Source organism: Pseudomonas sp. 18.1.10 (genome assembly GCF_024655625.1).
Taxonomy (GTDB): Bacteria; Pseudomonadota; Gammaproteobacteria; order Pseudomonadales; family Pseudomonadaceae; genus Aquipseudomonas.
This window is the reverse complement of record NZ_JANLGL010000037.1, coordinates 1-13,507: the sequence shown is the minus strand read 5'-3', so window position 1 is coordinate 13,507 and position 13,507 is coordinate 1. Positions and strand designations below refer to the sequence as shown.

Genomic DNA, 13,507 nt, shown 5'->3' with positions numbered 1-13,507 from the left:
ACTCTGCCAATTTCCCTTTTGCATCACAGGATTAGAGTAGACCATCCTGTCTCAGCGGGCGCCATAATACCCGAATGAAACACACTGTCAAACTCTCGGCATCGCTTGTTACAGAGCGTCTGTTATGATCTTTGCGACTGAACGTTTCAAAACTGAAGGAGTGTCGCCATGCGCGAACAGAATTACGCAGTGAATGGCAACGCGCAGGCTGAGCAGCTTGAAGTCAGCCGCGTGTTGCGCAACACATACGGCTTGCTCGCCCTTACCCTCGCATTCAGCGGCGTGATGGCGTTCGTGGCGCAGCAGATGCGCGTTGGCTATCCGAATATCTTTGTCGTGTTGATCGGCTTCTACGGTCTGTTCTTCCTGACCAACAAGCTGCGTGACTCGGCCTGGGGCCTGGTGTCGGCGTTTGCCTTGACCGGTTTCATGGGTTTTATCCTCGGCCCGATCCTTAACCGTTACCTCGGCATGGCCGGCGGTGCGGAAGTGGTCAGTTCGGCGTTTGCCATGACGGCCCTGGTGTTTGGTGGCCTGTCGGCCTACGTGCTGATTACCCGTAAAGACATGAGCTTCCTCGGCGGTTTCATCACCGCGGGTTTCTTCGTGTTGCTGGCGGCGGTGGTTGCAGGCATGTTCTTCCAGATCAGCGGCCTGCAACTGGCGATCAGCGCGGGTTTTGTGCTGTTCTCCTCCGTGTGCATCCTGTTCCAGACCAGCGCTATCATCCACGGCGGTGAGCGTAACTACATCATGGCGACTGTCAGCCTGTATGTGTCGATCTACAACCTGTTTATCAGCCTGTTGCAGATTTTCGGCATCATGAGCCGCGACGACTGATCCAGTAACGCAAAAAAAAGCCCCGTATCGAAAGATACGGGGCTTTTTTGTATTCAAGGGATCAGTACTGGTTGGGCTCCATTTCCAGCTCGACCTTGAAACGCTCAGCAATGTCTCGCTGGATACGCAGCGCCAGGTCCGCAATATCGTGCCCGGTGGCAGCACCATAGTTGACCAGCACCAGCGCTTGCAGCGCGTGTACGCCGGCATCACCGTCCCTGAAGCCCTTCCAGCCGGCCTTGTCGATCAGCCAACCGGCGGCGAGTTTCATTTGGCCATCGGCCTGCGGGTAAGCCACCAGGTCTGGGTACAACGCCTGCAGCTCGGCTGCGAGCACCTGGGATACCAACGGGTTCTTGAAGAAGCTGCCGGCATTCCCCAGTTCTGCCGGGTCTGGCAGTTTTTCGCGGCGGATGCTGCAAATGGCGCGGCTCACATCGCTCGGCGTCGCCTCCGTGATCCCCTGCCCCGCCAGGCGCTGCTGCACCGGGCCGTAGTCAAGCTTGAGGTGGCTGGTGCGGCTCAAGGCGAAACGCACACGCAGGATCAACCAGCGCCCGGTTTCGTGCTTGAACAGGCTGTCGCGGTAGGCGAAGTTGCATTCTTCCAGGCTGAAATCCCGCAGTTCGCCAGTGTGGCGATCCAGGGCGGTGAGGCCGGCGAATACGTCCTTGATCTCGACGCCATAGGCGCCGATATTTTGCATCGGTGCCGCGCCAACGGTGCCAGGGATGAGACTGAGGTTTTCCAGGCCGCAAAAACCTTGTTCCAGAGTCCACAACACAAACGGGTGCCAGGCTTCGCCTGCTTCCGCTTCGACCACCACAGACTTGCCGTCATCGTGCAGCACCCGGATACCCTGGGTGGCCATGCGCAGCACCAGCGCAGCAATGTCCCGAGTCAGCAACAAATTGCTGCCGCCGCCGATCACCAGCAGCGGCAGCGCTTGCGCAACCGCGTAGGCCAAGGCTTCACGGACGTCCGCGTCGCTATGGGCTTCGGCAAACAGTTGGGCACGTACGTCGATGCCAAAGCTGTTGAAGGGCTTGAGGGATACCTGCGAGAGCACTTGCAAGGTCATAGCCGCCCCTTGATTTCGATCACCAATAAATCACAGGCTTGCTCGATCAGGTCCAGGACCCGCTCGAAACCCTGTTCGCCTTCGTAGTAAGGGTCTGGCACCTCGTCAACCTCAGCGTCATAACGGCGCAGGAACAAGTCCAGCTGTGCCTTGCACTGCGCCGGCTGCAGGGCCTTCAGGTTACGCAGGTTGCTGTGGTCCATGGCCAGGATCAGATCGTAGCGCGCAAAGTCGGCACGGCTGACCTGTTGCGCACGCTGCGCCGACAAGTCGTAACCGCGCGCCAACGCCGCGCGCTGGCTGCGCTGGTCCGGTGGGTTGCCGACATGCCAGTCCCCCGTGCCGGCGGACGCGACCTCGACCTGCCCTGCCAGCCCCGCGTCGCGCAATTTATGGCGCAACACACCTTCGGCCGTTGGCGAGCGGCAGATGTTGCCCAGGCAGACAAACAGGACTTCCATCACGCCCCCAGCAGGCGACGGACGCGCTCAAGGTCTTCCGGCGTATCCACACCCGCAGGCGGCGCTTCCAGGGCATCGCCCACGTGGATACGCACGCCGTGCCACAGGGCACGCAGTTGTTCCAGGGATTCGGTGTTTTCCAGCCAGCACGGGCCCCAGCTGACGAAGTCATGCAGGAACCCGGCACGGTAGGCGTAGATGCCGATGTGGCGGCGGTACGGCACGCCTTCCGGCAACACGTCTGGCTGTTTGGCAAACGCGTCGCGCGCCCAGGGCAGGGTCGAGCGGCTGAACGTCAGCGCCAGGCCATTGATGTCGCTGACCACTTTCACCACGTTCGGGTTGAACAGGGTGTTGATGTCTTCGATTGGCTCAGCCAGCGTCGCCATGCGCGCTTCGCCGTGGGCCGCGAGGTTGGCGGCCACCTGGTCGATGACGCTTGGCGGGATCAGCGGTTCATCGCCTTGTACGTTCACCACGATGGCATCGTCGGCCAGGCCCAGCTGCGTGGCCACTTCGGCCAGGCGATCGGTGCCGGAGTTGTGGTCTTCGCGGGTCAGCACCGCTTCGGCGCCAAAGCCTTGGCAGGCAGCGATGATGCGCGGGTCATCGGTGGCGACCACGACTCGTTGAGCGCTGCTTTTACAGGCCTGTTCCCACACCAGCTGGATCATCGGCTTGTTGCCGATCAATTGCAGCGGCTTGCCCGGCAGGCGTGTCGAGGCAAAACGCGAAGGAATGACAACGGTAAAGGCGGTGGTCATTTATCCAGGCGCTCATCGGAAGTCAGGGTGCGGGCTTCGCTTTCCAGCATGACCGGGATGCCATCACGGATCGGATAAGCCAGGCCGGCGCCTTTGCTGATTAGCTCGGTTTTGTCGGCGCTGAGCTTGAGCGGGCCTTTGCAGATCGGGCAAGCGAGGATGTCGAGCAATTTGGTGTCCATGAGTGTTTCCTGGAAAGAAGCAGTTAAGGCAAGAGACGGGCGGGCAACAGGCGCATCAGCTGCGTGTCGAACCAGGCGACGAACGCCGGCGACGGCACCGCATCCACCGCAAGGTACCACCAGTCGGGCTGGGCAAAGGCGCGGCACTTCACCGCGTCCTTCTCGGTCATGACCAGCGGCAATGACGGCGTAAAATTCAAGACCTCTGCGCTGTAGGGCGCATGGTCGGCAAACGCATGGGGTATCGCCTGCCAGTGTAGCGTTTCAAGGGTGTTGAAGAAACGTTGCGGGTTACCGATACCCGCGACCGCGTGCACCTGCTGGCCCGCCGGAAAATGCGCGACCGGTTGGCGCTCGCCGGTTTTCAGGTTGACCAACGCCGTGGGTTGCAGGCGAAAGGCAAAGCCATCTTCGCAATCGGCGGCGCCGCCGTTATAGAGCAGCGCATCCACGCTTTGCAGACGCTCCACCGGCTCGCGCAACGGACCGGCCGGCAGGCAACGGCGGTTGCCGAGACCACGCGCAGCGTCGATTAGCACCAGTTCAAGGTCGCGGGCCAGGCGATAGTGTTGCAGGCCGTCATCGGACAGGATCAGGTCCAGGGTTTCACTGGCCAGCAAGGCCTGGACGGCGCGGCTGCGGTCGGGGTCGATCATCAGCGGCACGCCGCACCGCTGCACGATCAGCAACGGCTCATCGCCTGCCACATCAGCGCTGTGACTGGCTTCGACCCGCCACGGCAACTGCGGCGGCTTGGCGCCATAACCACGGCTGACCACGCCCACCCGCAACCCGCTGCGGCGGCAGTGCTCGATCAACCACAGGATCAACGGCGTCTTGCCGGTGCCACCCACCGTGATATTGCCAACCACCACCACCGGCACGGGTGCTTGGTAGATCGGGCCCTCACCCGCCAGGAAGCGCGCGCGCTTGCCCTGCACGACCCGGCGATACAGCGCCTCCAGCGGGCGCAGCAACGTGAGTGCCGGGTGCCCTTCATACCAGGCCTTGAGTAAACGATCAGACATGGCCATCAGGGTTGGCTCGCCGCCTCGACAGTGGTCATGCGCAGATGGCTGAAACCGAGCTTGCCGGCCGCATCCATCGCCGTGACCACGGCCTGATGCTGGGTCTTGCCATCGGCACTGATGGACAGCGGCATCTTGGTGTCGCCGCCGGACTCTTTCTGCAAGGCGTCCATCAGGCTGGCGAGGTCGTTCTTCGCCAGTACCTGGTTATTCACCGAAAACACCCCTTCGGCATTGATGGCGATGTCCAGTTGCTTGACCTGCTGGTCTTCTGCCGGCGAGCCGCTGACCGCCTCCGGTAAATCGACGCGCAGCTCGGTTTGCCGGGTGAAGGTGGTGGTGACGACAAAAAACAGCAGCAGGATAAACACCACGTCGATCAACGACGCGAGGTTGATATCAACGTTTTCCCGTTGCTTGCGGCGAAATTTCACGCTCTGCCCTCAACCAGGTCCACATCACGGTCGCCCTGCACCACTTCCACCAGCTTGATGGCTTCCTGCTCCATGCCCACCACCAACTCATCGATGCGCCGTTGCAGGAAACGGTGGAAAAACACCGAAGGAATACCGACCATCAAGCCGGCAGCAGTGGTGATCAACGCCTTGGAAATACCACCGGCCAGCACGGCGGCGTTGGTGGTCATGCCCGAGCCCATGAACGAGCTGAAGATGTCGATCATGCCGAGTACGGTGCCCAGCAAACCGAGCAATGGCGCCATGGCGGCGATGGTGCCGAGGGCATTGATATAGCGCTCCAGTTCATGAATGACCCGGGCAGCGGCCTCTTCGATGCACTCTTTCATGATCTCGCGACCATGCTTGGAGTTGGCCAACCCAGCGGCGAGGATCTCACCCAGGGGCGAATTGGCGCGCAGTTCCTTGAGCTTTTCCTTGTCGAGCTGCTTGCTTTTGATCCAGCCCCAGACCTGCCCCAGCAGATGTTCGGGGGTGACGCGACTGGCGCGCAGGGTCCACAGGCGTTCGGCAACGATGCCGAGTGCGGCGATAGAACTCATGATGATCGGCAACATCATCCAGCCGCCGGATTTGACCAATTCCCACACAGTGAATGTCCCCTCGAAAAAGTGCGCCACTTTACCATATCGGTACGTCAGCGGGGTTCGCCGACCACAGGCGCCGAGGGTAACGCTTCGCGCCAGAAGCGACGTTGACTGCGCGCAACAACCGGTGGCGCGAAGGCACCCAATTGCAGGCGCACGGCGCCTTGTTCGGCGCTGTCGTAGATCCGGCTGCCGAGCGCCTGGTACCGCTCTATCACTTGCCGGTGGGGATGACCAAACCCATTGCCCCGGCCACGGGAAATCAGCACCGACTTGGGCGAAAGCCGCTGCACAAAGGGCCAGGACGAAGAACTGCGACTGCCATGATGGGGCGCTTGCAGCCAATCGGTCGGTACCGCCAGGGGCGATGCGAGCAAGGCCTTTTCGGCGGCGCGGTCGATATCACCGGTCAGCAACAGGCGCTCGCCACTGGCCTGGACCTGCAACACGCAGGACTTCGCATTGCCTTCAACAGCATCAGGCCACTGCCAGAGTTCAAACACCACGCCATCCCACGCCCAGCGTTCACCGCTCACGCAGGGCTGGGTGCCGAGAAACGCCGGCAACCCTTCGGTCTCGCCACCCACCACTCGCCGGACGGCCAGCCCGCGAGCCACCGCCGCCGCGCCGCCAGCGTGATCGGCGTCCGCATGGCTGAGCAGCATCAGGTCCAGCTGCCCTACCCCGAGCTTTTTCAACGCGGGCAACACCACTTGCGCGCCCAGGTCGGCCGCCCCCGAACGCGGGCCCGCGTCGTACAGCAAGGTGTGGTGGCGGGTACGCAGGATCAACGCCTGGCCCTGCCCCACATCCAGTTGCAACACGTCCACCTGGCCATGGGGCACCGGCTCCCTGGGCGGGAACACCGCCAACAGCAGCATCGGCCAGCCCAGCAACCGAAATGGCAGGCCTTTGGGCAGCAGTAGCAACACCGCGCCCAACAGGCTGACAAGCCAGTACCCCAAGGGAACTTCGCCGGGGACCCACGCCGGCACTAGCCCGGCCAACAGTTCAAGGCCTTTGAACAGCCCATCAAGCGCACCGCCCGCCAACCACAACAGCCCCTCGCCCAGCCATGGCACCGGCAACAGCGCGGTGCCCAGCAGGGCTAACGGCAACGCCACCAGGCTGATCCACGGCACCGCGAATAGGTTGGCCAACGGCGCGCTGAGGCTGATGGGCAAACCCAGCACCAACAATATCGGTAACAAACCGATAGCAATCAGCCACTGCGGACGGGTCCACACGTACCAGACACTCCACGCCCCCAAACGCCCGCTAAACGCCAGCACCAGCACGGCAACCGCCGCGAACGACAACCAGAACCCCACTTGCAGACTGGCCAACGGTTCAAGCACCAACACCCCGTTGAGCGCGAGCAACAACGGCCACCACACCCCCAGGTGCCGAAACCGCAAACGCCACAAAAGCACCAGCCCGACCATCACGCAGGCGCGCTGCACCGGCACGCCGAACCCCGCCAGCAAGCCGTAACCCAACGCAGCGGCGAAGGCCAGGCCACAGGCCCACGGCAGCCAAGGCAAGGTTCGCGGCCAGCAGCCGTAGCGGGCCATCCCGGCGATCAGCCCGTAGATCAGGCCCGAGAGCAAGCCAATGTGCTGGCCGGAAATCACCAGCAGATGCACCGTGCCGGTGGCCTGTAACACCCGCCAATCCTGGGTTGCCAGCCCGGAGCCGTCGCCCAGCACCAGGGCGGCCACCGCCGCTTCACGCCCCTGGGCATCCACGGCCAGCAGGCGCTGGCGCACGGTGTCGCGCCAGGCATTGCGCGCCGGCGTAAGGCGTACGCCGTCCTTTACCGAGCCGGTGGCGCCAATGCGTTGGGCCAGCAACCAGGCTTCGCGGTCAAACCCATGAAAGTTGAGCAACCCGGAGGGCCGCTTGAGGCTGACCGCCAGGCGCCAGCGTTCACCGCTGCGCACGGGCGGCCCGCCGTGCCAGGACACCTGGATACGCTTGGGCAAGCGGGCATTGCGCGACCGGCTGTCGGCCAGTTCGAAACGCACACCGCTGCCCGTCTGCTGCGGCAACCCGACAACGCGCCCCTCCAACCAACGCGTCTGCCCGTCCAGTGCTGGCAGCAACCGATCATCCAGCGCCCACTGCGCACTCAGGCACGCCCAACTCAAGCCCAGCAGGAAGAACGCCAGCCTATAGGTGCGAAACGGCAACAGCATCAACGCCGCCACCGGCATGGCCAGCAGCCAGCCGACAGGAGGCAATGCCGGCAAATAGCGCAAGGCCAGCAGCCCCAGCGCAAACGCGAACATCCCTGCTCTCATGGATCATCCCTTTCAAGTGATCCATTCAGTCTTAGCCGGACGCAGGGCACGGCCTATGATGTTTTGTCACAAAGTCTGAATTTTCTGTTTATAGAATGCGGGCATACTTGCCCCTCGAACTGACCTGGACCCCTTATGCCCCGGCGCTTATTCAAACGCTACATGCCCGACCCGACCAGTATCAGGGAACACAAGTCCTTACGATTCCTCGGCACCTTGCTGCACGACCCCAACCTCTGGCACCTGAATCGGCACTCGGTGGCACGGGCCATGGCCGTGGGTTTGTTCGCGGCATTTATCCCGATCCCCTTGCAAATGCTGTTGGCGGCCGTGCTGGCCATCACGGTGCGCGGCAATATGCCCATCGCCGTCAGCCTGGTGTGGCTGACCAACCCGATCACCATGCCGGTGGTGTTTTTCTGCACCTACCTGACCGGCGCCTGGCTGATGAATGTGCCGCCGCGCAGCCTGCCGGACGACCTGACCTGGGAGTGGATCAGCGGCCAGCTGAGCACCTTGTGGCAGCCGTTCCTGCTGGGTTCAGTGGTGCTGGGGTTGGTGTTGGGCGCCCTGGCCTATTGCCTGACCATGCTGTACTGGCGCTGGTGGGTGGCCCACCAATGGAAGAAACGCAAACAACGGCGCGCTTGAGGCCTAGCGTGCCCGCAAGCGCAGGTGCACCCGCAGGCCAAGCCCGGTGTTTTGCGCCCACAGGCTGCCGTCCTGGCGTTGCACGGCATTGCGCGCGATGCTCAAGCCGAGGCCAAAGCCGCCGTCGCCGGGGCGCGAGCCGTCCAGGCGAGTGAACGGCGCAAAGATCCGCTCTAGGTCCTGTTCCGCGATGCCGCCCCCCTGATCCTCCAGCCACAGGTGCCAGTAGTCGCCCTCACGCCGCCCATCCAGGCTGACCACACCGTCGGCGGGAGAATGGCGAATGGCGTTGCGCACAATGTTTTCCAGGGCCTGGGCCAAGGCGTTCAAGTTGCCACGCACCCAGCAATCAGCCTCCAACAGGCACGGCAGGCGCGATGCCGGCCAATCGCTTTCGAAACACGCGTTCTCCCGCAACATGTCCCACAACGCCTGTAACTGGATGTCTTCCTGGGGCAGCGGTGCGCGTTCGGTATCCAGCCAGGCGAGCTGCAGACTGTCCTCCACCAGGCGTTGCATGGCGTCGATCTCGCGGCCCAGGCGCTCACGCAGTTGCGCCAGGTCCTGTTCACTGTCACAGGCCACCCGCAAGCGGCTCAAGGGCGTGCGTAACTCGTGGGACATGTCCCGCAACAACTGCTGCTGCAACACCACCGTGCCTTGCAGGCGCTCGGACATATGGTCAAAGGCGCGACCCAGCTCGCCCAACTCATCCTGGCGGCTGATCGCCGCGTGGGACAGCCGCGTATGCAACTGATCGGCGCGCCAGGCGTTGGCCTGCTCGCGCAATTGATTGAGGGGCATAATCAGCAATCGATACAAGCCAATACACAACAACAGGGTAAACAGGCCGGGGATCACGCCATTGGTCACCACCCGCCAGAACAGCTGATAGCGCCCCGGCATGAAGCGTTGTGGCAACTCGATCACCAGGGAGCCCGCCGACGGGTCCACTGGAAAGGGGATTTTCAACCACGGCAGGCCGTGCACGTGGCGGCTGACGGGCCAGTCGAGCCCGCGCAGAGCGGTGAGGCGCTGGCTTTCCTTGTCGGTCAGTGGATAGCTGCTCAACGACTGCAGGTCATTGCCAATCACGCCGATCCAGGTGCGTTCGCGCTTGCCCATCGCTTGCAGCCAGGCGTCAACACCGGCATGGCCGCCGCGATTCCAGGCCTGCTCGGCACTCACGGCGTAGCCACTCAAGGTGATCCGCGCTTCGTCGGAGAGGTACTGGTTTTTCTGCTCCATGTACCGGCCCCAGGACCAACTGAGCCAGATCATCAGCAAACAGAAGGCGATCAACAGGCACGCCAGCTTCCAGAATAACGAATGCTTGCCCGGCAGCCGCGTCAACGGGCGTTCAAAGAACCTCATCGGCACCGCTCAACACGTAGCCCTTGCCCCACACCGTGCGCACTTCCCGTTCGCTGTAGCCGACGGCCTTGAGCTTGCGGCGGATCTGGCTGATGTGCATGTCCAGGCTGCGGTCGTGGGGGGCATAACCGCGCTGCAACACATGCTGATAAAGGAAGGCTTTGCTGAGGACTTCTTCGCCATTGCGGTGCAGGGTTTCCAGCAAGCGGTATTCGCTGCGGGTCAGCCCGGCCCACTGTTCCTGGTAGAACACATCACACAGTTCATCGTCGAAACGCAGGGGGCGCAGGTCGTCGCGCAACGGCGCAAGGCTCGGCAACGGGCGGCGGTCGAGGGCGACGCGGCGCAGGATGGCTTCGATGCGCACGCGCAATTCGATCATGCTGAATGGCTTGGGCAGGTAGTCGTCGGCCCCCAGGCGAAAACCGCTGATACGGTCGGCTTCCGCCCCCAGGGCCGACATCAGGATGACCGGGATCGAATGGCTCTGGCGCAAATGCGTGAGGATCGACAAACCATCCATCCCCGGCAGCAGGATATCCATCAACACCACATCGAACGCCTGGTCGCGGGCCATCTGCAGGCCTTGCTGGCCGTTCTGGCACCAGGTGACCTGGAAGCCGCAACGCCCCAGATGCTCGTGGACATAGGCGCCCAGCACAGGGTCATCTTCGATGGTCAGGATACTGGGTAGGCCAACTACTGCGGGATTCATTAGCGTCTGCAAGTCATTCTCAATGGCTGATTATTCAAGATTAACCCGTCACAGGCAATCGCCATCAGGCCGCCAATGGCTCGAAGATTGCCGCCTGTCATTAATTTGCAAGATTCCAGGACGCGCAAATGGCTACACTGCGCAGGTGGCGCGGCCCGGATGCTTGCGTGGTTCATTGATAACAGTGTGGTAGCAGGAGAGTGGCGTGCTTAGAAGAATGGGGATAAAAGGCCGCGTACTGTTGCTGACCTTATTGCCGACCAGCCTGATGGCCCTGTTGTTGGGGGGCTACTTCACCTGGATGCAACTGTCGGAATTACAAAGCCAATTGCTGCAACGCGGCGAGATGATCGCCGAGCAACTGGCACCGCTGGTGGCGCCGGCCTTGAGCGCGAAGAACGCCGACCTGCTGGAGCGCATCGCCACCCAGTCCCTGGAGCAGCCGGACGTGCGCGCCGTGTCGTTCCTCGGCCCCGACCGCACGCCCCTGGCCCACGCCGGCCCGACCATGCTCAACCAGCCCCCTGCCGGCAACAGCTCCCATCTGCTGCAACGCACCGGCAACGACGCCACCCGTTATCTGCTGCCGGTGTTTGGCCGCCATCGCAACCTCGCGGGCGAGTTGATCCCCGACGAAGCCGACCGCCTGCTGGGCTGGGTCGAAGTCGAACTGTCCCACAACGGCATGTTGCTGCGCGGCTATCGCAGCCTGTTTGCCAGCCTGCTGCTGATCGCCATCGGCCTGATCGGCACAGCCACCCTGGCGTTGCGCATCAGCCGCACGATCACTTCGCCGATTGGCCAGATCAAACAAGCCGTGGCCCAACTCAAGGACGGCAACCTGGAAACCCGCCTGCCGCCGCTGGGCAGCCAGGAATTGGACCAGCTCGCCTCGGGCATCAATCGCATGGCCGAAACCCTGCAAAACGCTCAGGAAGAGCTGCAGCACAGCATCGACCAGGCCACCGAAGACGTGCGCCAGAACCTGGAAACCATCGAGATCCAGAACATCGAGCTGGACCTGGCGCGCAAGGAAGCCCTGGAGGCCAGCCGCATCAAGTCGGAGTTCCTGGCCAATATGAGCCATGAAATCCGCACCCCGCTCAACGGCATCCTTGGCTTCACCCACCTGCTGCAAAAAAGCGAGCTGTCGCCGCGCCAGTTGGATTACCTGAGCACCATCGAAAAGTCCGCGGACAACCTGCTGGGCATCATCAACGAAATCCTTGATTTTTCGAAGATCGAGGCCGGCAAGCTGGTCCTCGACAGCGTGCCCTTCAACCTGCGCGACCTGCTGCAAGACACCCTGACCATCCTCGCCCCTGCCGCCCACGCCAAGCAGCTGGAACTGGTCAGCCTGGTCTACCGCGACACCCCGCTGGCACTGGTGGGTGACCCGCTGCGCCTCAAGCAGATCCTGACCAACCTCATCAGCAACGCGATCAAGTTCACCCGCGAAGGCACCATCGTCGCCCGTGCGATGATCGAGGACGAGCAGGAAGACAGCGTGCAGTTGCGCATCAGCGTGCAGGACACGGGTATCGGCCTGTCCAGCCAGGATGTGCGCGCGCTGTTCCAGGCGTTCAGCCAAGCCGATAACTCACTGTCGCGCCAGCCCGGCGGCACTGGGCTGGGCCTGGTGATTTCCAAGCGTTTGATCGAGCAGATGGGCGGTGAGATCGGTGTCGATAGCACGCCGGGCGAAGGCTCGGAATTCTGGATCAGCCTGAACCTGCCCAAGACCCGCGATGACCTTGACGACCTGCCCTCGGCGCCGCTGCTCGGGCGCCGCGTGGCCGTGCTGGAGAACCACGAACTGGCGCGCCAGGCCCTGCAACACCAGTTGGAAGACTGCGGCCTGGAAGTCACCCCGTTCAACAGCCTGGAAAGCCTGACCAACGGCATTACCAGCGCGCACCAGACCGAACAGGCCATCGACCTGGCGGTGCTCGGCATCACCGCCAACGACATTCCCCCGGAGCGTCTCAACCAGCACCTGTGGGACCTCGAGCACCTGGGCTGCAAGGTGCTGGTGCTGTGCCCGACCACCGAACAGATGCTATTCACCCAATCGGTGCCCAACCCCAACAGCCAGTTGCAGGCCAAGCCGGCCTGCACGCGCAAGTTGCGTCGCGCCCTCACCGACCTCATCAGCCCGCGCCCCTCGCGCAGCGACCCCGGCGAGCCGCTGTCCAGCCGTGCGCCGCGAGTGCTGTGCGTGGACGACAACCCGGCCAACCTGCTGCTGGTGCAAACCCTGCTGGAAGACATGGGCGCCAAGGTCCAGGCGGTCGAAAGTGGTTTCGCCGCCATCGACGCGGTCAAGCAGGAAACCTTCGACCTGGTGTTGATGGACGTGCAAATGCCCGGCATGGACGGTCGCCAGAGCACCGAAGCGATCCGCCAGTGGGAAAGCGAACGCCACGGCACGCCATTGCCGGTGGTCGCCCTCACCGCCCACGCCATGGCCAACGAAAAACGCGCGCTGCTGCAAAGCGGCATGGACGACTACCTGACCAAGCCCATCAGCGAGCGGCAACTGGCCCAGGTGGTGCTCAAATGGACCGGCCTGGCCCTGCGCAACCAGGCGCCCGAACGCGCCACCGAAGGCCTGGCCCCAGCCGTGCGCTTGCTGGTGCTGGACCACGAAGAAGGCCTGCGCCTGGCCGCCGGCAAGACCGACCTGGCCGCCGACATGCTGGCCATGTTGCTGGCCTCGCTGGAAGCCGACCGCCTGGCCATCACCGTCGCCCGCGAAGCCAAAGACCACCACGCCCTGATCGAACGCGTCCACCGCCTGCACGGCGCCACCCGCTATTGTGGCGTGCCGCAACTGCGCGCCGCCTGCCAGCGCGCGGAGACCCTGCTCAAGCAGGACGATGCCAAGGCCATGAATGCGCTGGACGAACTGGACATGGCCATTGCTCGGCTGGCCAGTGAGGCGCGGGTTAGCGCCTGACGAAACGTTTTAGGGGGGCTTGTGTGGGAGCGGGCTTGCTCGCGAAAGCGGTGGATCAGTCGAAGTAAAGGTGACTGACACTCCGT

At 63.0% G+C, this 13,507-nt stretch carries 13 protein-coding genes; 3 read left to right on the top strand and 10 right to left on the bottom strand.

All coding sequences use genetic code 11. The features are described 5' to 3' along the window. Positions 1-168: 168 nt before the first annotated feature. The gene (locus tag NUV89_RS09240; protein WP_003174664.1) at positions 169-840 is read left to right on the top strand and encodes a Bax inhibitor-1/YccA family protein; all 672 of its coding nucleotides are present in this window, start codon (positions 169-171) and stop codon (positions 838-840) included. 61 nt (positions 841-901) lie between these two features. Here the strand turns inward: NUV89_RS09240 and murB are convergent, their stop codons facing one another. Genes murB through NUV89_RS09200 form a run of 8 tightly spaced genes read right to left on the bottom strand, consistent with a single transcriptional unit; the run spans position 902 to position 7,722 of the window. Then, on the bottom strand, positions 902-1,921 hold the full coding sequence (gene murB, locus NUV89_RS09235; protein ID WP_257781039.1) for a UDP-N-acetylmuramate dehydrogenase: 1,020 nt from the start codon (positions 1,919-1,921) through the stop codon (positions 902-904). Further along, entirely contained in the window at positions 1,918-2,382 is a 465-nt protein-coding gene (locus NUV89_RS09230) for a low molecular weight protein-tyrosine-phosphatase (protein ID WP_257781038.1), read from the bottom strand. The genes murB and NUV89_RS09230 overlap by 4 nt, the downstream gene beginning before the upstream one ends. Then, on the bottom strand, positions 2,382-3,146 hold the full coding sequence (kdsB, locus tag NUV89_RS09225; RefSeq protein WP_257781037.1) for a 3-deoxy-manno-octulosonate cytidylyltransferase: 765 nt from the start codon (positions 3,144-3,146) through the stop codon (positions 2,382-2,384). Before kdsB ends, NUV89_RS09230 begins: the two co-directional genes overlap by 1 nt. Continuing rightward, complete coding sequence (locus tag NUV89_RS09220; protein WP_017736029.1) at positions 3,143-3,328, bottom strand: Trm112 family protein; 186 nt, start codon at positions 3,326-3,328, stop codon at positions 3,143-3,145. Before NUV89_RS09220 ends, kdsB begins: the two co-directional genes overlap by 4 nt. A gap of 23 nt (positions 3,329-3,351) precedes the next feature. Further along, positions 3,352-4,362, bottom strand: coding sequence for a tetraacyldisaccharide 4'-kinase (gene lpxK, locus NUV89_RS09215; protein ID WP_257781036.1), 1,011 nt, complete (start codon positions 4,360-4,362; stop codon positions 3,352-3,354). Beyond that, on the bottom strand, positions 4,362-4,790 hold the full coding sequence (locus NUV89_RS09210) for a biopolymer transporter ExbD (RefSeq protein WP_257781035.1): 429 nt from the start codon (positions 4,788-4,790) through the stop codon (positions 4,362-4,364). Before NUV89_RS09210 ends, lpxK begins: the two co-directional genes overlap by 1 nt. Beyond that, entirely contained in the window at positions 4,787-5,422 is a 636-nt protein-coding gene (locus NUV89_RS09205) for a MotA/TolQ/ExbB proton channel family protein (protein ID WP_017736032.1), read from the bottom strand. Before NUV89_RS09205 ends, NUV89_RS09210 begins: the two co-directional genes overlap by 4 nt. Before the next feature lie 47 nt (positions 5,423-5,469). Next, positions 5,470-7,722 carry a ComEC/Rec2 family competence protein gene (locus NUV89_RS09200; protein WP_257781034.1) on the bottom strand — a complete coding sequence of 751 codons (2,253 nt, stop codon included), beginning with the start codon at positions 7,720-7,722 and terminating at the stop codon, positions 5,470-5,472. 135 nt (positions 7,723-7,857) lie between these two features. Between NUV89_RS09200 and NUV89_RS09195 the strand changes: the two genes are divergently transcribed. Beyond that, positions 7,858-8,373, top strand: a complete 516-nt coding sequence (locus NUV89_RS09195) for a DUF2062 domain-containing protein (protein WP_257781033.1) — start codon at positions 7,858-7,860, stop codon at positions 8,371-8,373. A gap of 3 nt (positions 8,374-8,376) precedes the next feature. Here the strand turns inward: NUV89_RS09195 and NUV89_RS09190 are convergent, their stop codons facing one another. Together NUV89_RS09190 and NUV89_RS09185 are read right to left on the bottom strand one after the other, a co-directional pair. Beyond that, positions 8,377-9,747: a sensor histidine kinase gene (locus tag NUV89_RS09190; protein WP_257781032.1), complete on the bottom strand. Its 1,371-nt coding sequence runs from the start codon at positions 9,745-9,747 to the stop codon at positions 8,377-8,379. Continuing rightward, the gene (locus tag NUV89_RS09185; protein ID WP_257781031.1) at positions 9,734-10,462 is read right to left on the bottom strand and encodes a response regulator transcription factor; all 729 of its coding nucleotides are present in this window, start codon (positions 10,460-10,462) and stop codon (positions 9,734-9,736) included. Before NUV89_RS09185 ends, NUV89_RS09190 begins: the two co-directional genes overlap by 14 nt. A gap of 205 nt (positions 10,463-10,667) precedes the next feature. On the opposite strand from NUV89_RS09185, the gene NUV89_RS09180 reads away from it, so the two are divergent. Then, the gene (locus tag NUV89_RS09180; protein WP_257781030.1) at positions 10,668-13,421 is read left to right on the top strand and encodes a response regulator; all 2,754 of its coding nucleotides are present in this window, start codon (positions 10,668-10,670) and stop codon (positions 13,419-13,421) included. Positions 13,422-13,507: the final 86 nt, after the last annotated feature.

Coding starts and splice junctions, on each gene's coding strand:
- murB (WP_257781039.1), bottom strand. CDS start 1,921: ATGACCTTGCAAGTGCTCTCGCAGGTATCCCTCAAGCCCTTCAACAGC.
- lpxK (WP_257781036.1), bottom strand. CDS start 4,362: ATGGCCATGTCTGATCGTTTACTCAAGGCCTGGTATGAAGGGCACCCG.
- NUV89_RS09200 (WP_257781034.1), bottom strand. CDS start 7,722: ATGAGAGCAGGGATGTTCGCGTTTGCGCTGGGGCTGCTGGCCTTGCGC.
- NUV89_RS09220 (WP_017736029.1), bottom strand. CDS start 3,328: ATGGACACCAAATTGCTCGACATCCTCGCTTGCCCGATCTGCAAAGGC.
- NUV89_RS09190 (WP_257781032.1), bottom strand. CDS start 9,747: ATGAGGTTCTTTGAACGCCCGTTGACGCGGCTGCCGGGCAAGCATTCG.
- NUV89_RS09240 (WP_003174664.1), top strand. CDS start 169: ATGCGCGAACAGAATTACGCAGTGAATGGCAACGCGCAGGCTGAGCAG.
- NUV89_RS09230 (WP_257781038.1), bottom strand. CDS start 2,382: ATGGAAGTCCTGTTTGTCTGCCTGGGCAACATCTGCCGCTCGCCAACG.
- kdsB (WP_257781037.1), bottom strand. CDS start 3,146: ATGACCACCGCCTTTACCGTTGTCATTCCTTCGCGTTTTGCCTCGACA.
- NUV89_RS09185 (WP_257781031.1), bottom strand. CDS start 10,462: ATGAATCCCGCAGTAGTTGGCCTACCCAGTATCCTGACCATCGAAGAT.
- NUV89_RS09195 (WP_257781033.1), top strand. CDS start 7,858: ATGCCCCGGCGCTTATTCAAACGCTACATGCCCGACCCGACCAGTATC.